This is a genomic window from Pantoea alfalfae (assembly GCF_019880205.1).
In the GTDB taxonomy this organism is placed as follows: Bacteria; Pseudomonadota; Gammaproteobacteria; order Enterobacterales; family Enterobacteriaceae; genus Pantoea; species Pantoea alfalfae.
This window is the reverse complement of the sequence record NZ_CP082296.1, coordinates 78505-97304: the sequence shown is the minus strand read 5'-3', so window position 1 is coordinate 97304 and position 18800 is coordinate 78505. Positions and strand designations below refer to the sequence as shown.

15 protein-coding genes are annotated in these 18800 nt (G+C 57.1%); 10 read left to right on the top strand and 5 right to left on the bottom strand.

Annotation, left to right across the window (positions count from 1 at the left end; translation table 11 throughout):
• The first annotated feature begins 71 nt into the window (after positions 1–71).
• Complete coding sequence (locus tag K6R05_RS21295; protein ID WP_161735451.1) at positions 72–689, top strand: NAD(P)H-dependent oxidoreductase; 618 nt, start codon at positions 72–74, stop codon at positions 687–689.
• Positions 664–1272, top strand: a complete 609-nt coding sequence (locus tag K6R05_RS21290; protein ID WP_161735452.1) for a TetR/AcrR family transcriptional regulator — start codon at positions 664–666, stop codon at positions 1270–1272. The genes K6R05_RS21295 and K6R05_RS21290 overlap by 26 nt, the downstream gene beginning before the upstream one ends.
• 85 nt (positions 1273–1357) lie before the next feature.
• Here the strand turns inward: K6R05_RS21290 and malG are convergent, their stop codons facing one another.
• Genes malG through malE form a run of 3 tightly spaced genes read right to left on the bottom strand, consistent with a single transcriptional unit; the run spans position 1358 to position 5056 of the window.
• Positions 1358–2248, bottom strand: a complete 891-nt coding sequence (gene malG / locus K6R05_RS21285) for a maltose ABC transporter permease MalG (protein ID WP_013196178.1) — start codon at positions 2246–2248, stop codon at positions 1358–1360.
• Between the two features lie 32 nt (positions 2249–2280).
• On the bottom strand, positions 2281–3807 hold the full coding sequence (gene malF / locus K6R05_RS21280) for a maltose ABC transporter permease MalF (protein ID WP_222925813.1): 1527 nt from the start codon (positions 3805–3807) through the stop codon (positions 2281–2283).
• Between the two features lie 58 nt (positions 3808–3865).
• Positions 3866–5056: a maltose/maltodextrin ABC transporter substrate-binding protein MalE gene (gene malE / locus K6R05_RS21275; RefSeq protein ID WP_161735456.1), complete on the bottom strand. Its 1191-nt coding sequence runs from the start codon at positions 5054–5056 to the stop codon at positions 3866–3868.
• Positions 5057–5418: 362 nt separating this feature from the next.
• On the opposite strand from malE, the gene malK reads away from it, so the two are divergent.
• From malK to K6R05_RS21245, 6 genes are all read left to right on the top strand, one after another.
• Complete coding sequence (gene malK, locus K6R05_RS21270) at positions 5419–6528, top strand: maltose/maltodextrin ABC transporter ATP-binding protein MalK (protein WP_150015485.1); 1110 nt, start codon at positions 5419–5421, stop codon at positions 6526–6528.
• A 43-nt stretch (positions 6529–6571) separates the two neighbouring features.
• Entirely contained in the window at positions 6572–7873 is a 1302-nt protein-coding gene (locus tag K6R05_RS21265) for a maltoporin (protein WP_222925812.1), read from the top strand.
• A 98-nt stretch (positions 7874–7971) separates the two neighbouring features.
• Positions 7972–8904, top strand: a complete 933-nt coding sequence (gene malM, locus K6R05_RS21260) for a maltose operon protein MalM (RefSeq protein ID WP_222925811.1) — start codon at positions 7972–7974, stop codon at positions 8902–8904.
• A 189-nt stretch (positions 8905–9093) separates the two neighbouring features.
• On the top strand, positions 9094–9309 hold the full coding sequence (locus K6R05_RS21255) for a type II toxin-antitoxin system Phd/YefM family antitoxin (RefSeq protein WP_222925810.1): 216 nt from the start codon (positions 9094–9096) through the stop codon (positions 9307–9309).
• A 98-nt stretch (positions 9310–9407) separates the two neighbouring features.
• On the top strand, positions 9408–9752 hold the full coding sequence (locus K6R05_RS21250; protein ID WP_161736173.1) for a type II toxin-antitoxin system PrlF family antitoxin: 345 nt from the start codon (positions 9408–9410) through the stop codon (positions 9750–9752).
• Positions 9753–9758: 6 nt separating this feature from the next.
• A complete protein-coding gene (locus K6R05_RS21245) occupies positions 9759–10229 on the top strand; it encodes a type II toxin-antitoxin system YhaV family toxin (protein WP_222925809.1) in 471 nt (156 codons plus the stop codon).
• Positions 10230–10416: 187 nt separating this feature from the next.
• Here K6R05_RS21245 and malQ read toward each other — a convergent pair whose 3' ends face one another.
• Both malQ and malP read right to left on the bottom strand, forming a co-directional pair.
• The gene (malQ, locus tag K6R05_RS21240) at positions 10417–12483 is read right to left on the bottom strand and encodes a 4-alpha-glucanotransferase (protein WP_222925808.1); all 2067 of its coding nucleotides are present in this window, start codon (positions 12481–12483) and stop codon (positions 10417–10419) included.
• An 8-nt stretch (positions 12484–12491) separates the two neighbouring features.
• Entirely contained in the window at positions 12492–14894 is a 2403-nt protein-coding gene (malP, locus tag K6R05_RS21235; protein ID WP_222925807.1) for a maltodextrin phosphorylase, read from the bottom strand.
• Between the two features lie 282 nt (positions 14895–15176).
• Here malP and malT point away from each other — a divergent pair, with 282 nt between their 5' ends.
• Positions 15177–17879, top strand: coding sequence for an HTH-type transcriptional regulator MalT (malT, locus tag K6R05_RS21230; protein ID WP_161736169.1), 2703 nt, complete (start codon positions 15177–15179; stop codon positions 17877–17879).
• A 360-nt stretch (positions 17880–18239) separates the two neighbouring features.
• Positions 18240–18800 (top strand): regulatory sequestration protein YfiR, encoded by a 561-nt coding sequence (yfiR, locus tag K6R05_RS21225; RefSeq protein ID WP_161736168.1) that lies wholly within the window; start codon positions 18240–18242, stop codon positions 18798–18800.

Sequence of the window (18800 nt, the reverse complement as noted above, 5' to 3'; positions counted from 1 at the left end):
TGCCGCTTGATAACCTACCAATAGTAACTTACCTTTAGTAGCTTAATGGCTAATCAGGTAAGGTGACAACGATGCATGCACTCATAGTGACTTCCCATCCTAATCAGGATGCGCATTCCCACCACGTGGCGGACCAGCTGGCGCAGGGCATAATCTCGACAGGGCACCACACGGTTGAAAAGGCGGATCTGGCGGCAGAAGGGTTTGATCCACGCTTCACGCTCGATGATCATCGACGTTTCAACGGTCAGGCTATGGCATCGCCCGAAGTGCTGGCGGAACAGCAGCGACTGGACCGCGCCGATGCGCTGGTACTGGTCTATCCGATTTACTGGTGGTCATTCCCGGCACAGCTCAAAGGCTGGATCGACCGGGTGTTTATCCAGGACTGGGCCTTCAGCGAACAGGATGGCCGGGTAATTAAACGCCTTGGCCATCTGCCTGTGCATCTGCTGGCCATTGGCGCGGCGGACACCCGAACCTTTGTGCGGCGCGGCTATTTCACCAGCATGCGTAATCAGATTGAAAACGGCATCTTTGACTACTGCGGTGCGCCGGTGGTGACCAGTGAGCTGTTACTGATCGGCGATGAAGGTTATCCTGAGTCGCACTATCAGCTGGCGCAGGCTCTGGGCCAGCGTCTGTTCGCCCATCAGGAAAAACATGACCGTAGAAAAAACACCCCGTAAGCGTCTGTCACGTGAGGCCCGACGCAGGCAGTTGTCAGACGTCGCGTGGCAGATAATGCAGACGGAAGGCAGCGAGGCGCTGACGCTGGCGCGGGTCGGCGACGCGGCAGGCGTCAGTAAACCGGTGGTGTATGACCATTTCACTACCCGTCATGGGCTGCTGGCGGCGTTGTATGACGATTTTGATCGCCGCCAGAGCGAGCGGATGAATGCGGCGATGGATGCCGCGCCGATGCAATTACCAGAAAAAGCGGACGTGCTCGCGGCCTGTTATGTCGATTGTGTGATGACGGAGGGGCGCGAAATACCCGAACTGCTGTCCGCGCTCAGTACCTCACCGGAACTGGCCGCCGTCAAACGCCACTATCAGCTCGATTTTATTGCCCGCTGTCAGCGCTGGCTTGCGCCTTTTGCTGGCAGCAGCGGTATTGCGGAAGCCGGCATGTGGGGGCTGCTGGGGGGCGCGGATGCCATCGCAGGCGCGGTGGCACGCGGCGATATCAGCAAGCCTGAAGGTCAGCAGGCGATAGCGGCTATGGTGATGGCGCTAGTGGCGGGCAGTCTGGCGTCAGAAGCGGATTAGGATAAAAAAGGCGGCCCGCAGGCCGCCGAATCATTCAACCACAACAGGCGTTGTGTAAGCAGTGGCAACGTACAATGATGATCGTCTAGCCTTTCACCCCGCCCGCGGTTAATCCGCTGACCAGCCAGCGCTGTGCCAGCAGGAAAACCAGGGTGATCGGAATCGCGGAGAGCACCGCCGCCGCGGCAAAATCCCCCCACAGGTAGTTCTGCGGATTGAGGTACTGCTGCATCCCCACCGCCAGGGTATAGCTGTTGACGTCGCGCAGCAGCAGCGAGGCCACCGGCACTTCAGTTACTGCAGCGATAAACGCCAGAATAAACACCACCGCCAGAATCGGCACCGACAACGGCAGCAGCACCAGCCGGAACGCTTGCCACGGCGTTGCGCCATCCAGCGCGGCGGCCTCTTCCAGTGACCCATCGATGGTTTCGAAATAGCCCTTAATCGTCCAGACGTGTAGCGCAATGCCGCCCAGATAGGCGAAGATCACTCCACCGTGGGTATTCAGCCCGATAAAGGGCAGATACTGGCCGAGACGATCAAACAGCGCATAGAGCGCTACCAGCGACAGCACCGCCGGGAACATCTGGAAAATCAGCATCCCTTTCAGCAGGCTGGCGCGACCGGTAAAGCGCATACGGGCAAACGCATAGGCGCAGGTGGTGGAGAGCGCCACGATGCCCAGCGCGCTGATTGCCGCAATCTTGATCGAATTCCATAACCACAGCAGCACCGGGAAGGGCGGCGGTGTAACCCGTCCGTCGGCATGTTCAACGCTAAAGCCCAGCGCCAGCCGCCAGTGCTCCCAGGAAATCTGCTCCGGGATCAGGCTGCCGGTGGCAAAGTTACCGGCTCGCAGGGAAATCGCGATCACCATCAGCAGCGGAAACAGAATCGCGGCAATAAATAACAGCAGCAGCAGATGCGTGGTCAGCAGACGCAGCCGTTGCGATTTGGGTTGTACCATAGCCATAACAACTCCTTAGCGCCTGGTCCATCAGGCTATTAATCGAATTTCATCCGCGAGGCTTTAAGGTTAATCACCGCCAGCGCACCCACCAGCAGGAAGATCAGCGTGGCAATGGCGGCCGCCAGACCAAAGTCCTGCCCGCCACCGCCTTCAAAGGCGATACGCCAGGTGTAGTTCACCAGCAGGTCGGTATAACCGGCTGGTGTGGTAGTGCCCAGGCGATCCGGCCCGCCGTTGGTCAGCAGCTGCACCAGCACAAAGTTATTAAAGTTAAAGGCAAAGCTGGCAATCATCAGCGGCATCAGCGGTTTCAGCAGCAGCGGCAGCGTAATCAGGAAGAAGTTCTGTAGCGGGCCGGCACCGTCCATCGCCGAGGCTTCATAGAGGTCGTCGGGAATGGCTTTCAGCAGCCCCATGCAGAGGATCATCATGTAGGGATAGCCGAGCCAGGTGTTGACGATAATCAGCATGGTGCGTGCCAGCGTCGGATCGCTGAACCAGGCGGGTTTTACACCAAACAGCGCGCTCAGCATCACGTTGATCTCGCCAAAGCTCTGGTTAAACAGCCCCTTGAAAATCAGGATCGAGATAAAGGCCGGCACGGCATAGGGAAGAATCAGCATCACCCGATAGACCGCTTTGCCGCGCAGCGCTTCCCACTGCACCAGACAGGCCAGCACCATGCCCACAGCCACGGTCAGCACCACTGTGATCAGCGAGAAGAGCAGCGTCCAGCCAAATATCGCCAGGAACGGCTTCTGAATCCCTTCATCGGTAAAGACCCGTACGAAGTTTTTCCAGCCGGTATTCACGGTAAAGCCGGGACTCAGGGTTTCGTTGCCCCAGTTATCGTCTGCGTTGATGGCCTGATAAAAACCGGTCTGCGGATTGGCGCGGTAATGCGTGCCGCTCTGCTGATTAATCAGCTCATCCTGCGCGCCAACCCGATAAAGCGGCTGGGTACCAGAGTACTGACGCAGCGAACTCATCCGCAGCTGACGGCCATCCGGCAGCTCGGCGCGGATCTGGCTCAGCGCCTGACGGTGGGTGGTGATCACCCTGAAGGTGGCACGTTCGGCTGCAGGGAGTGCCGCGGGAGCCATTTTCAGCGTCTGATCTGCGCCAAATGTAAAGGGAGGGGAGACAAAATTATCTTTGCCATCGTTCAGCACCAGCTGCCAGCGATCACCCGCCGGGAAGAGTGAAAAATTCACCGCCTCACCCGACTGGAACGTGCGGCCCAGCAGCACCTGCTGCGCCCGCTCAAAGGTAAGCTGGTTACTGCTGCTGTAGTTGGTAAAAGCGATGGCGATAGTGCAGGCGAGGGGGAACAACACAAACAGCGCCATTCCGGCGACACCAGGATAGACATAGCGCCACGCATAGGCGCGACGGTTGGCAAAAATCCACAGTCCGGTCGCGCTGAGGATCAGCGTCAGCAGCGCAAAAAGATATTCGCCCTGCGCGTACATCAGCACCAGCAGATAGCCGACCAGCAGACAGCAGAGCGCGATGAGAACGCTTTTCAGCAGCAGACTGCGCGTTTTCGGTTTTCCTGACATGATGCGGTTTTCCTTAACGATCACTCAAGCCGGGTTGCCCCGGCTGCAAAAGGGAGAATTACTTCTTCAGACGGGCCTGGGCATCTTTTAGTGCGGCGTCAACGCTCTGACGACCGCCCAGCGCATTCAGGGTCGCTGTGCGCATCGCGTACCAGAAGGCCGCCATCTGCGGGATGTTCGGCATGATGTCGCCCTGTTTCGCGTTGCTCATGGTGGCGGCGATACGTGGATCTTTCTCCAGCGTCTGCTGATAAGATTTCAGCGCCACGGCACCCAGCGGCTTGTCTTTGTTGACCGTTTCCAGTCCGGAATCGGTCAGCAGATAGTTCTCCAGGAATTCCTTCGCCAGTTCCTTGTTTGGACTGGCGGCATTGATCCCGGCGCTCAGTACGCCGACAAAGGCTTTAGACGGTTTTCCCTTCAAGGCAGGCAATTCTGTGACGCCATAGTCGATGCCGCTCTTATCCAGATTGCCCCATGCCCACGGACCATTGATGGTCATGGCAGTCTCACCTTTGTTGAAGGCGGCTTCGGCAATGGAGTAATCGGTATCCGCATTCAGCGTTTTGGCTTTGACCTGATCGACCAGGAACTGCATGCCCGCTTTCGCCCCGGCGTTATCGACGCCGACATCCTTCACATCATAGTGCCCATCGCTCAGCTTAAAGGCGTAAGCTCCGCCAGCGGCCAGCAACGGCCAGGTGAAGTAAGGCTCCTGCAGGTTAAACATCATGGCACTTTTGCCTTTGGCGCGCAGTTGCTTGTCGAGCGCGGCCATCTCTTCCCAGGTTTTTGGCGGAGTTGGCAGCAGCTTTTTGTTGTAGATCAGTGACAGCGACTCCACTGAAATCGGATAGCCGATCAGCTTGCCGTCAAAGCGCACCGCGTCCCAGGTGAAAGGGAAGATTTTTTCGCGGAAGCTGGCATCCGGTGTCACCTCAGCCAGCAGGCCCGACTGCGCGTAGCCGCCAAAACGGTCATGCGCCCAGAAGATAATGTCCGGGCCATCGCCGGTCGCCGCGACCTGCGGATACTTCTCTTCCATTTTGTCAGGATGTTCGACCGTGACTTTGATACCGGTCTCCTGCTCAAATTTCTTACCCACTTCGGCAAGGCCGTTATACCCCTTGTCACCGTTGATCCAGATGACCAGTTTACCTTCCTCGATTTTTGCCATCGCGCTTGCTGAAAAGAGCACAGCAGAGAGGGCAGAAAGGGCCAGAATTCGTGCTCCGGTTTTCATCGTCATAAATCCATCCTGTTAGCGGAAGTGGTGAATGCTCTGTCGGCATCATTGTGCGGATCCACACCGCCATCTCATCCTCCTGCGCTCTACGCCCCTGGCGTAATCGCTGTGATCGCACGTGCAAAAAGCGCCTTAAGCGCGTGCTGAAGCGGTAAAAAATCCTGCAGGTCTGCGTCAGCGATCACAAAAAAGCGCAGCAGCGCGCGGCCTGCCGAGTCAGCCCGCATTTCTCCTCCTCCCGCCTCCTCCCCCATCAGATTGCGTCGCGGCGGAGGATGTTACTCCCTGTTTCCTCTCGCATAGTGAGCCCCGGAACCCGTCTGCCGCCCGGCAGACACGAATGTGCAGCTAAGAGGGAAGGGATCATGGCGAGCGTTGTGCTACGCAATGTCACAAAAGCCTGGGGCGATACGGTGGTGTCGAAAGATATTGATCTCACTATTCGTGAAGGGGAATTTGTTGTTTTCGTCGGCCCGTCGGGCTGTGGCAAATCGACGCTGCTGCGCATGATTGCCGGACTGGAAACCATCACCAGCGGCGAACTGTTGATCGGCGACCGGCGCATGAATGAGGTGCCGCCCGCCGAACGTGGCATCGGCATGGTGTTTCAGTCTTATGCGCTCTATCCCCACCTGTCGGTGGCGGAGAATATGTCGTTTGGCCTGAAGCTGGCCGGGGTGAAAAAAGCGGAGATCCATCAGCGCGTCAATCAGGTGGCAGAGATTCTGCAACTGGCGCACCTGCTCGATCGCCGGCCTAAAGCCCTCTCTGGCGGTCAGCGTCAGCGCGTGGCGATTGGCCGCACGCTGGTGGCGGAGCCGCGCGTCTTTCTGCTGGATGAACCGCTGTCGAACCTCGACGCGGCGCTGCGCGTCCAGATGCGCATTGAGATCTCCCGTCTGCATAAGCGCCTGAAGCGCACCATGATTTACGTCACCCACGATCAGATCGAAGCGATGACGCTGGCAGACAAGATCGTGGTGCTGGATGCCGGGCGCATTGCGCAGGTCGGCAGGCCGCTTGAGTTATATCACTATCCCGCCAACCGCTTTGTCGCCGGGTTTATTGGCTCACCCAAAATGAATTTCCTGCCGGTCAAAGTGACCGCCACCGCCATTGATCAGGTCCAGGTGCGGCTGCCGAATCAGCAGCTGGTCTGGCTGCCGGTGGACAGTGCTGGCGTCCAGGTCGGCAGCAATATGTCACTGGGTATTCGCCCGGAACATCTGCTCTCCAGCGATATCGCCGACGTCACCCTGGAAGGGGAAGTGCAGGTGGTGGAACAGCTGGGGCATGAAACACAGATTCACATCGAGATTCCCGCTATCCGTCAGAACCTGGTCTACCGCCAGGAGGACGTCGTGCTGGTAAAAGAGGGCGCCATCCTCGGTATTGGCCTGCCGCCCGAGCGTTGTCACCTGTTCCGCGAGGACGGGAGCGCGTGCCGCAGGCTGTATCAGGAGCCGGGTGTATAGCCCTGCCAAAAACAATAAAAGCAATGACCTCAGGAGATAGAAAATGTTAACTCTGCGCAAACTTCCCATTGCCGTTGCCGTCGCGGTGGGCACCCTCTCCGCCCCGACGATGGCGGTTGATTTTACCGGTTACGCCCGTTCCGGCATTGGCTGGACCGGCAGCGGTGGCGAGCAGCAATGTTTTCAGGCGACCGGCGCTCAAAGTAAGTACCGTCTGGGTAACGAGTGTGAAACCTACGCCGAACTGAAATTAGGCCAGGAAGTGTGGAAAGAGGGCGACAAAAGCTTCTATTTCGACACCAACGTGGCTTACTCCGTGGCACAGCAGAATGACTGGGAAGCGACATCCCCCGCTTTCCGCGAAGCCAACGTCAAAGGTAAAAACCTGATTGATGCGCTGCCAGGTTCAACCATCTGGGCCGGTAAGCGGTTCTATCAGCGTCACGACGTTCATATGATCGACTTCTACTACTGGGATATCTCCGGTCCGGGCGCGGGTCTGGAAGATGTCGATTTGGGCTTTGGTAAGCTCTCTTTCGCGGCAACCCGTTCGTCTGAAGCCGGCGGCTCTTATACCTTCTCCAGCGATCGTATCCGTGACTTCGCCACCAGCACTGCCAACGACGTGTTTGATGTGCGTCTGGCCGGTCTGGAAACTAATACGGATGGCGTGCTGGAACTGGGTGTCGATTACGGTCGTGCCAATGTCCGTGACGACTACCGTCTGGAGGATGGCGCGTCGAAAGATGGCTGGATGTTCACGGCTGAACATACCCAGAGCATGCTGAAGGGTTACAACAAGTTCGTGCTGCAGTACGCCACTGATGCGCTGACCTCGCAGGGCAAAGGCGTGCCGCAGGGTACCAGTCTGAATAACAATGGTGACATGTATCGTATTCTCGATCACGGCGCGATCTCGCTGGCGGAACGCTGGGACCTGATGTACGTCGCCATGTATCAGAACATCGATCTGGACAACAACCGCGGCACCGAGTGGTACACCGTGGGTGTGCGCCCGATGTACAAATGGACGCCGATTATGAGCACGTTGCTGGAACTGGGCTACGACAACGTCAAATCGCAGCAGGCTAACGAGCGCAACGGCCAGTACAAAGTGACGCTGGCGCAGCAGTGGCAGGCGGGCGACAGCATCTGGTCTCGTCCGGCACTGCGTCTGTTCGCGACCTACGCCAAATGGGATGAAAAGTGGGGTTACAACAAAGATAACTCAGGCGATCTCACCACCTTCGCCTCTGCGGACACCAGCGGCAACGGCATCCTGACTAACAGCCGTGGCAACAACGACGAAGTCACCTTCGGCGCGCAGATGGAAATCTGGTGGTAACCCTTTTCTGACAGGCGCGGCGTCGCGCCTGAGGGATCTCTTTGGTCGTGGTGTGCCATTGCCTGGTTCACATCGCGACCTGTAATAAGGTACGCATAATGAAAATGAAAAAACTGGCTGCACTCTGTCTGAGTGCGGCGCTGCTGACAGGGCACACTCTGCCTGCCCTGGCCGATGTTAATCTGGTGCCACAGGATCTCTCCGCTGCACCCGTCGTGGCACCTGAATCGCTACAACGTCTGAGCTGGCAACCGCTGGCGGCCTCTCAGACCCAGACCACGACACTTTCGAACAGCGGCCAGACGCTGAACGCGCCACACATTGCCGGGTCGGTCGCGGCCTACAGTCTGCCCGCCAATATCGGCGAACTGACGCTGACGCTGAGCAGTGAAGTGGCGAACGGTCAGGTTTTCGCGCCGAACGTGCTGGTGCTGGATGAAAACCTGCGTCCCGCGGCCTGGTTCCCCAGCCGCTACTTTACCTATCAGAAGCCGGGCGTGATGGCGGCAGATCGACTGGAAGGGGTGATGAAGCTAACCCCGGCGCTGGGTCAGCAAAAAATCTACCTGCTGGTGTTCACCACCGACAGCGATCTGACGCAAACCACCACGCTGCTCGACCCGGCCAAGGCCTACGCCCAGGGCACCGGTCATGCGGTACCGGATATCCCCGATCCCGTCGCCCGCCACAGCCGGGAAGGCACGATCAAGCTGAAGATGCAGACCAGCTCCGGCTCATCCATTCTGGTCGGGCCGCTGTTTGGTTCATCCGGCCCGAGCGCGGTGACCGTCGGCAATACCGCACCTGCGGCAGCGTACAGCGCAGCACCGGCACCCGCCGCAGCGCCCGCGCCCAAAGCCCGCGCGGAACCGATCATGAGCGACACCGAGCGTTACTTTAATCAGAAGATCACCGAGGCGGTGAACAGCGGCAATATCGACAAGGCGCTGAAACTGCTGGATGAAGCCGAGCGGCTGGGTTCCACCTCTGCGAGGCAAACCTTTATCAGTAGTGTTAAAGGCAAGGGGTGATGCTGCCCCGACGCTATTGATGTTGTTCCATCTGGTGCGCTCTGGCGCACCTTTTTTTTGTTGCAGAGATCCTGATTGCATGATTTTTTTGCGTGGTTTTACGCATTGCGTAAGTCATGCTGTGGGCAATAGCGTTTGATGAATATAGGCTAACTAAGCTGTTTCAAGGATGACTTTTCTGGAGGCTAAATGCGAAGTTACACGACAACACAGGCCCGAAAATATCTTGCTGAAATCATGGATATCGTGATGGCGCGTGAGCCTGTGATTATCACCCGCCGGGGCGGCTCTGCTGCTGTGCTTATCAGTCGCGAAGAGTTTGATGTCTGGCAGGAAATAAAACAGGGTGCCAATTTTTCAGTCGATACGGAAAAGCGTAATCAGAAGCTTTTAATGAAGACTTAGTAACAAAACATTCGCTCTTATCGCGAACAATGCATTTGCATTGCCAATGCACTTGCATTACTGTTGCGCTATCTTGTTTCTTCTAGTGAGAATCCGCAATGGGAACTCTGACTCATGCAAACATCTCTCTGCGTGCTTCATCAAAACTGACAGCCCGCAGCCAGACCACTATCCCTGCCGCAGTTCGTGATGCGATGAATCTGCAACCTGGTGAGAATATCGAATACGCTGTTCTGCCGGGCGGCAAAGTCCTTATTGCCCGTCAGGAAACGGTGACTGATGATGATCCAGTGATGGCGAGCTTTCTGAGTTTTCTTGCTGCTGACATACGCAACACGCCTGCAAATATTAAAACGCTGGATCGAGGATTATTAACTCGCATTACATCGTTGACCGAAGGTATGGACGTTGATTTGGATGCTCCACTCATGGACGATGAGTAATTAAGTATGGAAGACAGCACGGTTATAAATGGATGGCACGTTTATGTTCATCCCTGTTTTGAATCGCAGCTGATTGCGCTGACCAATGAAGTGGAGTTACTCAGGGCTAAATATCCTGAAAGTTACCAGCGAAAAGCGACGACTAAGCTTTTAGCCGCTGTGTTTAAAGTTATCAATAGTGAGATTTGCACCGATCCACATCAGGCAAAGTTTCGCCAGGGCGATACGCTGGGAGAACAAAATAAGCATTGGTTCCGTGCAAAGTTTTTGATGCAGTATCGTTTGTTCTTTAGATTCAGTGAGCAACATAAAACCATCATCCTTGCATGGATGAATGACGCTGAAACCAAACGTGCTTATGGCAGTAAGCGTGACGCCTATAAAGTATTTTCAGGAATGTTGCATAACGGCTATCCACCTGACGACTGGGCATTGCTGTTAAAGCAATCTCAGGATTGGGCGAATACAAATTCTTAAGTTGATTAAATCCTGAACAGCATCCGGTGTGTTTTTCAGATGCTCGTGCTCAGGGTGATCTTATCACTGTTGAGAGGCGCTGATTACAGTAGCAGCGTGCGAGCCGTTGCCGGCCCGCACGCTGTAATAACTGAAAATTATGTAAAACAGGCTGCGTCAGTCACGAGTCTGCGTCGCGCGTTAACTTTCAGTCGCGCAGTAGCCGCTTACGTCGTGCCGTCAGATCACGCAGCAGCGTGTCAGTGGCAGGATCGCTGAACAACGTTTCCAGCGGTACGCTCAGTTTGCGTCGCCAGTTCGGATATTCATCGCGGGTGCCCGGTATATTGACCGGCGCCGCCATATCCAGCCAGTCCTCTGGTTGCAGTCCCAACAGGGCGCTGTGACTGTCAGCCAGATAGTGCTGCATCGCCCGGTTTAATGCCTTGCTCATGCCGGTGCGACGTGCATCGCGTCCGGCACGTTTCGGCAGGGCACCAACGCGATGCAGACTCTGCAGCAGTGCCTGCTTCGCCCGCAGCCGATCCTGATATAGCCCGGCCAGCATCACCTTGTCGGGATAGAGGCCGAGTTGTGCGCCGGTGGTCAAATCATCGCTCTGCCACCAGCCACGCAGCGTCGGAAGATCGTGAGTGGTCGCCACCGCCATTGCCTGCCGTGGCCATTCGGCGGGCGGACGAAAACCATGGGCTGACTCCTGCTCAAAATAGAGCACCTTATAGGAGTAGACCCCGCCGTCCCTCAGCTTATCGACAATCGCCTCCGGCACGGTGCCGAGATCTTCGCCAATTACCATGCAGCGGTGACGCTGACTTTCCAGCGCCAGAATCGCCAGCAGATCGTCGATGGGATAGTGCACATAGGCACCGTGCATCGCGCTATCACCGGCCGGAATCCACCACAGCCGCATCAGCGCCATCACATGGTCAATACGCAGCGCGCCGCAGTGGCGCATACTGGCGCGCAGCAGGGCGATCCACGGCTCCCAGGCGCGCTGCCGCATCACCTGCGGATCCATGGGCGGCAACCCCCAGTCCTGGCCGCGCGGACCAAGAATATCGGGTGGCGCACCGATGCTGGCCTCCATGCAGTAGAGATCGCGCTCGCTCCAGGTCTCTGCGCCACCCTGCGCAACACCCACCGCCAGATCGCGGTAAAGGCCAATCGGCATCTGCTGCTGCTGGCAGATGTCCCAGCAGTCGGCAAACTGCTTCGCGGCCAGCCACTGCAGCCAGAGCCAGAAGCGCACCTGATCCTGATGTTGTTTCAAAAATGCCTGCACAGCCGGGGTGCCGGGATTCTGCAACGCCTCCGGCCAGACTGGCCAGCCCCAGCGCCCGCTATCCTGTGCCATCTGGTCGGCGTGCAGCGCATCAAACAGCGCCTGATGCTGCAGGCTTTCGCCACCCTCCCGGATAAACACATTAAACGCCTGTACCTCTGAATCGGCGGCGTCACGCTGGGTGAACTGCGACCACGCCAGGCTCAGTGCCTGAATCTTCAGCCGGGTTACCGCCGCATAATCGACCCATTCGGCCGCGCGAGCCTGCTCCAGCGCCTGCTGCGTCTCCGGCAACTGCCACCATTCCTGCGCGGTGGCGCTCTGCCGGAAGTCAGTGACCGCGCCTACATCGATGTAGAGTACATTGAGCCAGCGTCGGGACGACGGGCTGTAAGGGCTTGCGCTCTCGGGGCAGGAAGGAAAGAGCGCATGGACAGGATTAAGACCGATAAACGCGCCGCCGCGTGCGGACACCTCTGGCAGCATCCTGCGCAGATCGCCAAAGTCGCCAATGCCCCAGTTTTCCGCCGATCGCAGGGTATAGAGCTGCACGCAGGCTCCCCACAACGACTCACCCGCCAGCAGTGCAGGGGGTTCATAACAGCGGGCCGGCGCAATAATCACCCGGCACGACCACTGCTGTGCGCCCTGCTGCAGCGTCAGCTGGTGATAGCCTTCGGGCAGCGGCGGCAGATGCAGCGGCTGGGCGGGCTGGCAGCGACCTGAGCTGATCTCACCCGCCTCGCTGGTAAGATGCCAGTGGGCATTGTCGCTCAGCTGTGGCGACAGACTCAGCAGGTCGCCGCTGCGAAAAATGACTCCTGGCGGCAGCGGCGTGTTCAGCGGATGGGGAGGCTGCATCACCGCCAGCAAACGCTGGCGGGTCAGGGTCGGGATCGCCTGCGGCTTACCGTGCGCATTGATATACTCTGCGGCGATGCCTGCCAGCGAAAAATCGTCCAAAACTTTCATCGCGTTCCTTAGCGTTTCGCTTGCCAGATGCGCTGCTGGTAATCGCGGATCGCACGATCGGAGCTGAACATGCCACAGCGCGCGGTATTGAGGATGGTGGCACGGGTCCAGGCCTCCTGATCGCTCCACAGCAGTTCCACCTGCGCCTGCGCGTTCAGATAGGGCTGGAAGTCAGCCAGCACCAGATAAGGATCGCCGCCTTCCGGACCGAGGCTGTGCAGCATCGCGTCAAAGGCGTGGAGGTCACCCTGGCTGAAGGTGCCATCTTCCAGCGCCTGTAAAACCCGATTGAGCTGCGGATCTTTTTTGCGCCACTGCGCCGGGGCATAGCCATCGGCTTTTAACGCCTTCACCTGTTCCACGGTATGTCCGAAGATAAAAATGTTCTCGCTGCCGACCTGCTCAGCGATCTCAACGTTCGCCCCATCCAGTGTGCCGATGGTCAGCGCTCCGTTAAGCGCCAGCTTCATGTTACCGGTGCCGGAGGCCTCTTTACCGGCGGTAGAAATCTGTTCGGAGAGATCGGCGGCGGGAATCAGTCGCTCGGCAACGGAGACGTTGTAATCGGGAATAAACACCACTTTCAGGCGGTTGCCGATGCGCGGGTCCTGATTGATCACCCCGGCCACTTTATTGATGGCGTAGATAATGTTTTTCGCCAGCGCATAACCGGGCGCTGCTTTGGCACCAAACAGCACCACACGCGGCGCACGGTTTGCCTGCGGATCGGTGACCAGCGTCTGCCACAGCGCAATGATGTGCAGCAGGCTCAGATGCTGACGTTTGTACTCATGCAGGCGTTTGATCTGCACATCAAACAGCGCAGTGGGGTCGATTTCGATATCGGTACGGTTTTTGATCCAGCCGACCAGCGCCTGCTTATTCTGCTGCTTGATGGCGCGATATTCCGCGCGGAAGGCGGCGTCATCCGCAAAGGCTTCCAGTCCCTGCAGGGCATCAAGATCGTTCAGCCACGGCTTGTTGAGCGTTCGGGTGATCAGCGCACTTAGCGCCGGGTTGCACTGATTGATCCAGCGGCGCGGTGTGATGCCGTTGGTCACGTTATGGAATTTCTCCGGCCACAGCTGGTGATATTCCGGGAAGAGATCCTGCACCACCAGTTTCGAGTGCAGCGCCGCCACGCCGTTAACTGCAAAGCCGCTGGTAACGCAGAGGTTAGCCATCCGCAACTGGTTATTATGCACCAGCGCCAGTTTCGCCCATTTTGCTTCATCATCCGGCCAGCGCGCCGTGACAGCTGTTTTCAGCTGCGCGTTCAGGGTGTTGATAATCATCATATGGCGCGGCAGCAGGCTGCGCACCAGCCGGACATCCCAGCACTCCAGTGCTTCCGGCATCAGGGTATGGTTGGTATAGGCGAAGGTCTGTTGCGTAATCTGCCACGCGCGATCCCAGCTCAGCTGATGCTCATCCAGCAGCAGACGCATCAGTTCCGGGATTGCCAGCGTCGGATGGGTGTCATTCAGCTGGATCACTTCGTAATCGGCCAGGGTTTCGATGCTGCGTCCGGCCCGATGATGACGACGCAGAATATCAGCCAGCGCGCAGGCGCACTGGAAATATTGCTGCATCAGACGCAGCTTTTTACCGTTCTGGTGATTGTCATTGGGATAGAGCACTTTGGTCAGTTTTTCTGCATCAATGCCCTGTTGCTCCGCGCGCAGAAAGTCACCGTCATTGAAGCGACTAAGATTAAACGGCTGCGCATGTTTCGCCTGCCACAAACGCAGTGGCTGACTGATGCCATTCTCAAAACCAACGACCGGCAGATCCCAGGCTTCACCAACCAGTTCAAACGCCGGCTGCCACTGCTGCTGCCCCGCAGCGGTCAACACTTTACCGCCCAGTCCAACGCTGACGTTGAGCGCAGCATTATGGTTAAACCACGGGTAGCAATCGCGTTGCCAGTCATCCGGGCCTTCAATCTGTGCGCCCTGTTCAAAGCGCTGGCGGAACAGTCCGTACTGATAGTTCAGACCATAGCCCGTCGCAGGCTGCCCCACATTCGCCATGGAATCCAGGAAGCAGGCGGCCAGACGACCGAGGCCGCCGTTGCCCAGCGCCGGATCCGTTTCGTTTTCCAGCACGTCGGTCAGTGAAATGTTCCAGGCCGACAGCGCGTCGTTAACCGCGTCATACCAGCCCAGGTTCAGCAGGTTGTTGCCGGTCAGGCGACCGATCAGAAACTCCATCGACAGGTAGTTAACATGGCGGAGATCTGTCGGGGCCGGGCGAGCGGGTTGTGCGGCCAGCATATCGGCCAGCGCACCGCTGAGTGCCTGCCACCATTGTGCGTGGGTCATCTCCTGCGCATTGCGCAGGCCAAAACGCTGCCACTGACGGGTCAGGGCAGCGTTGAACTGAGTCGGGTTGAAATCGGGCTGTGTCATGGTTGATGTCCTGTAAAAACAGAAAATGGATCAATGTGCCGACAGTCTGCCCAGGCGAAAATCATTGCTCATCCTCCTGAAAAGAATTAGGGCAGGAGGATAGGGAGGGTGGAGAGGATGAGGCTAATCCGAAATCGTCGCAGGAGTGTGATTGCGCACGCTTTTGTAAAGTTTAATTAATGGGTTTGCTTGCATTCATCTGACGAAATGCTGAACCTGTGTAAGGAATAATTACGAAGCGTAAAATAATGATGCGCTCGACAAATGGAGAAACGTGCGCCCATGTTAATACCCGCCAAACTCAGTCGCCCGGTGCGTCTTGAAGGCACCGTAATCCGCGAGAGATTGCTGCAAAAGCTCACCGCTGCCGGTAACTATCGGCTGGTGCTGGTGACCAGTCCGGCGGGCTACGGTAAAACCACACTGGTATCGCAATGGGCGGCGGGGAAAAGCGACCTGGGCTGGGTTTCTCTGGATGAGGGCGATAATCAGCCGGAACGCTTCGCCGATTACCTGATCGCGGCACTGCAACAGGCGACGCACGGCGGCTGTCCCCGCAGTGAGCTGCTGGCGCAGAAGCGGCAATATGTGAATCTCAATGCGCTGTTTTCACAGCTCTTTATCGAGCTGGTGGAGTGGCAGCAGCCGCTTTGGCTGATTGTTGATGACTACCATCTGATCACCAACCCGGTCATTCACGACGCGATGCGCTTTTTCCTGCGTCATCAGCCTGAAAATCTGACCCTGATTCTGATGTCACGTAACCTGCCGCAGCTCGGTATCGCGAACCTGCGGGTGCGTGAGCAATTGATCGAACTGGGCAGCCAGCAGCTGGCGTTCACCCATCAGGAAGCGCGCCAGTTTTTTGACTGCCGTCTGGCGGCCCCGCTTGAAAGCGAAGAGAGCAGTCGCCTCTGTGATGATGTCGCAGGCTGGGCAACGGCGCTGCAGCTGATTGTCTTGTCGGCACGTCAGGGAGCCAGTTCGGCTCAGCATTCCGCCCGACGTCTCTCGGGCATTAATGCCAGCCATCTCGCCGACTATCTGGTGGAAGAGGTGCTGGATAACGTCGATCTGCCGACCCGCCATTTTTTATTGAAAACCGCGCTGCTGCGCTCAATGAATGATGAACTGATCGCCTGCGTGACCCGTGAAGAGAACGGTCAGATGCGGCTGGAGGAGATTGAGCGACAGGGACTGTTTCTGCAGCGTATGGACGATTCCGGCTGCTGGTTCAGCTACCATCCGCTGTTCGGCAACTTCCTGCGTCAGCGCTGTCAGTGGGAACTGGCGGCGGAGCTGCCTGCGCTGCATCGAGCCGCAGCCGAGAGCTGGATGGCGCAGGGCTTTCCGGGCGAGGCGATTCACCATGCGCTTGCCTCAGGCGACGCTACCATGCTGCGGGACGTGCTGCTGAAGCACGCCTGGACGCTGTTTAATCAGAGCGAGCTGCCGCTGCTGGAGAACTCTTTAAAAGCGCTGCCGTGGGAGATGATGCTCGACAACCCGATGCTGGTGCTATTGCAGGCGTGGCTGATGCAGACTCAGCATCGCTTTTCAGAAGTCGACAGCCTGCTGGCGCGTTTTGAGCAGGCCAGCCACTGCGAGATAGATGCGGCACTGCGCGGTGAATTTAATGCATTGCGCGCTCAGGTGGCGATCAACGATGGCAATACCGATGAAGCGGAGCGGCTGGCGAAAGTGGCGCTCGATACTCTGCCCACCAGCCGTCACTACAGCCGCATTGTGGCAACTTCGGTGCATGGCGAGGTGATGCACTGCAAAGGCGAACTGGACGACTCACTCAAGCTGATGCGGCAGACCGAACAGATGGCGCGTCGCGATGAAATATGGCACTACGCGCTCTGGAGCCTGATTCAGCAGAGCGAAATCCTGTTTGCGCAGGGCTTTTTGCAGGCCGCCTGGGAGATCCAGAGCCGCGCCTTTGTGCTGGTGGAAGAGCAGCATCTGGCACAGTTCCCGCTGCATGAGTTTCTGCTGCGCATTCGCGCTCAGCTGCTGTGGGCCTGGGGCCGTCTGGAAGAGGCGGAACAGGCGGCGCGCGAAGGCATCAAGGTGCTGAATGGTTACCAGCCGCAGCAGCAGATTCAGTGTCTGGGATTGCTGGTGCAGTGCTCGCTGGCGCGCGGCAATATTGATAATGCCCGCAGCTATCTGAACCGGCTGGAAAACCTGCTGAACAACGGCAACTGGCACAGCGACTGGATCGCCAATGCCGATAAAGTCCGGGTGATTTACTGGCAGATGACGGGCGACAGTCAGAACGCCCGCGACTGGATGCGGCAGACACCTAAACCCGCCTTCGCCAACAACCATTTTCTGCAGGGACAGTGGCGTAACATCGCCCGCGCGCAGATTCTGCTGGGTGATGTCAGCCAGGCGGAAGTGGTGCTGGAGGAGCTGAATGAGAATGCCCGCGCCCTGCGCCTGATGAGCGACTTAAACCGTAATCTGCTGCTGCTCAATCAGATCTACTGGCAGACTGACCGCAAAGCGGAGGCGCAGCGCGTGCTGATTGAGGCGCTGAAACTGGCGCGCAGCACGGGCTTTATCAGCCATTTTGTCATTGAAGGCGAGATGATGGCGCAGCAACTGCGGCAGCTGATACAGCTTAATACCCTGAATGAGCTGGACAACCACCGCGCCCGCCGCATCCTGCTGGAGATCAACAAATATCACCGTCACAAGTTCGCCCATTTCGATGAAGGTTTTGTCAGCCGGTTGCTTAACCATCCTGACGTGCCGGAGCTGATTCGCACCAGCCCGCTGACGCAGCGCGAATGGCAGGTGCTGGGGTTAATCTATTCGGGCTACAGCAACGATCAAATTGCCGGTGAGCTGGCGGTAGCGTCAACCACGATCAAAACCCATATCCGTAATCTCTATCAGAAACTGGGCGTGTCACATCGTAGCGAAGCGATGAATCAGGTGCAGTCGCTTCTGAAAATGATGGGGTATGTTTGAGGGTATTGGTTGGACAGGTTAATTGCGGAATATCGCTGGCGATGCATTATCAGCATCACGTTATTACAGGCGTCTTTATCCAGTCTGCGCCTTGAAACGAAAAGCCTGGCGAATTGCTTTACCAAAAGAGAGACGTTATCACCCACCAGAAAAAGCCGGTGAAGTAAGGTAATTCTCCGTCGGCGTTCGCTATCAGAAGCTGTTACGACCAACGAATATTCCGTGAATGAACCTGTCTGAAAGTATAAGCAGAATGATCTATAGCTAAGAAAATTCTGTGTGCAAGCGTAACCAGCGCTATGTTAATATTTGCGCGCTTATTCAGCTCTCCTGCCGTGCGTAGTATTACCGGAACGCAGTATGACCCATAAATATCACCTGCATCATAATGTCGATGTGCTGCTTCTGCTGCGCCGCATCTGCCAGCTCGCCCTGGCGCTACTTATTCTGCTGTTTCTTCATCCCCCTATTGCGCTGGCCGGGACAAAAGATGACAAAGCTAATCGTATCGTTAGCGGCATCATCAGTTTCACTCACTGGCAAAATTTAAACAGGCCGCCTGAATTATGTGTTTTTACTTCAGCACGCCATCTCTCTTTGCCGGAAAATAGCGCCGCTGCGGCCGCGACATTCACCGTTCTCTATCTTGCGGGTGCAGGTGATTCTGCAATGCATCGATGCGATGCCATTTATTTCGGCGATCAGACACCGCAGCAGCAGGTGGACATTATTGAGAAGCTGAAGGGAAGAGCGGTGCTTACCCTTGCAGAGAACAATGCGGAATGCACGCTGGGCGCCGCTTTTTGTCTGATTTTTCAACCGGACCATACGCATTTTTCCGTTAATCTCGATTCACTTGCCAGAAGCGGTGTCAGAGTGAATCCGGATGTGCTTTTGCTCTCCCGCGAGGGAAGTGAATGA

Coding starts and splice junctions, on each gene's coding strand:
- malF (WP_222925813.1), bottom strand. CDS start 3,807: ATGTCAGGAAAACCGAAAACGCGCAGTCTGCTGCTGAAAAGCGTTCTC.
- malG (WP_013196178.1), bottom strand. CDS start 2,248: ATGGCTATGGTACAACCCAAATCGCAACGGCTGCGTCTGCTGACCACG.
- malE (WP_161735456.1), bottom strand. CDS start 5,056: ATGACGATGAAAACCGGAGCACGAATTCTGGCCCTTTCTGCCCTCTCT.
- K6R05_RS21255 (WP_222925810.1), top strand. CDS start 9,094: ATGCGAAGTTACACGACAACACAGGCCCGAAAATATCTTGCTGAAATC.
- malQ (WP_222925808.1), bottom strand. CDS start 12,483: ATGAAAGTTTTGGACGATTTTTCGCTGGCAGGCATCGCCGCAGAGTAT.
- K6R05_RS21265 (WP_222925812.1), top strand. CDS start 6,572: ATGTTAACTCTGCGCAAACTTCCCATTGCCGTTGCCGTCGCGGTGGGC.
- K6R05_RS21250 (WP_161736173.1), top strand. CDS start 9,408: ATGGGAACTCTGACTCATGCAAACATCTCTCTGCGTGCTTCATCAAAA.
- malK (WP_150015485.1), top strand. CDS start 5,419: ATGGCGAGCGTTGTGCTACGCAATGTCACAAAAGCCTGGGGCGATACG.
- K6R05_RS21295 (WP_161735451.1), top strand. CDS start 72: ATGCATGCACTCATAGTGACTTCCCATCCTAATCAGGATGCGCATTCC.
- malT (WP_161736169.1), top strand. CDS start 15,177: ATGTTAATACCCGCCAAACTCAGTCGCCCGGTGCGTCTTGAAGGCACC.
- malP (WP_222925807.1), bottom strand. CDS start 14,894: ATGACACAGCCCGATTTCAACCCGACTCAGTTCAACGCTGCCCTGACC.
- K6R05_RS21290 (WP_161735452.1), top strand. CDS start 664: ATGACCGTAGAAAAAACACCCCGTAAGCGTCTGTCACGTGAGGCCCGA.
- K6R05_RS21245 (WP_222925809.1), top strand. CDS start 9,759: ATGGAAGACAGCACGGTTATAAATGGATGGCACGTTTATGTTCATCCC.
- yfiR (WP_161736168.1), top strand. CDS start 18,240: ATGACCCATAAATATCACCTGCATCATAATGTCGATGTGCTGCTTCTG.
- malM (WP_222925811.1), top strand. CDS start 7,972: ATGAAAATGAAAAAACTGGCTGCACTCTGTCTGAGTGCGGCGCTGCTG.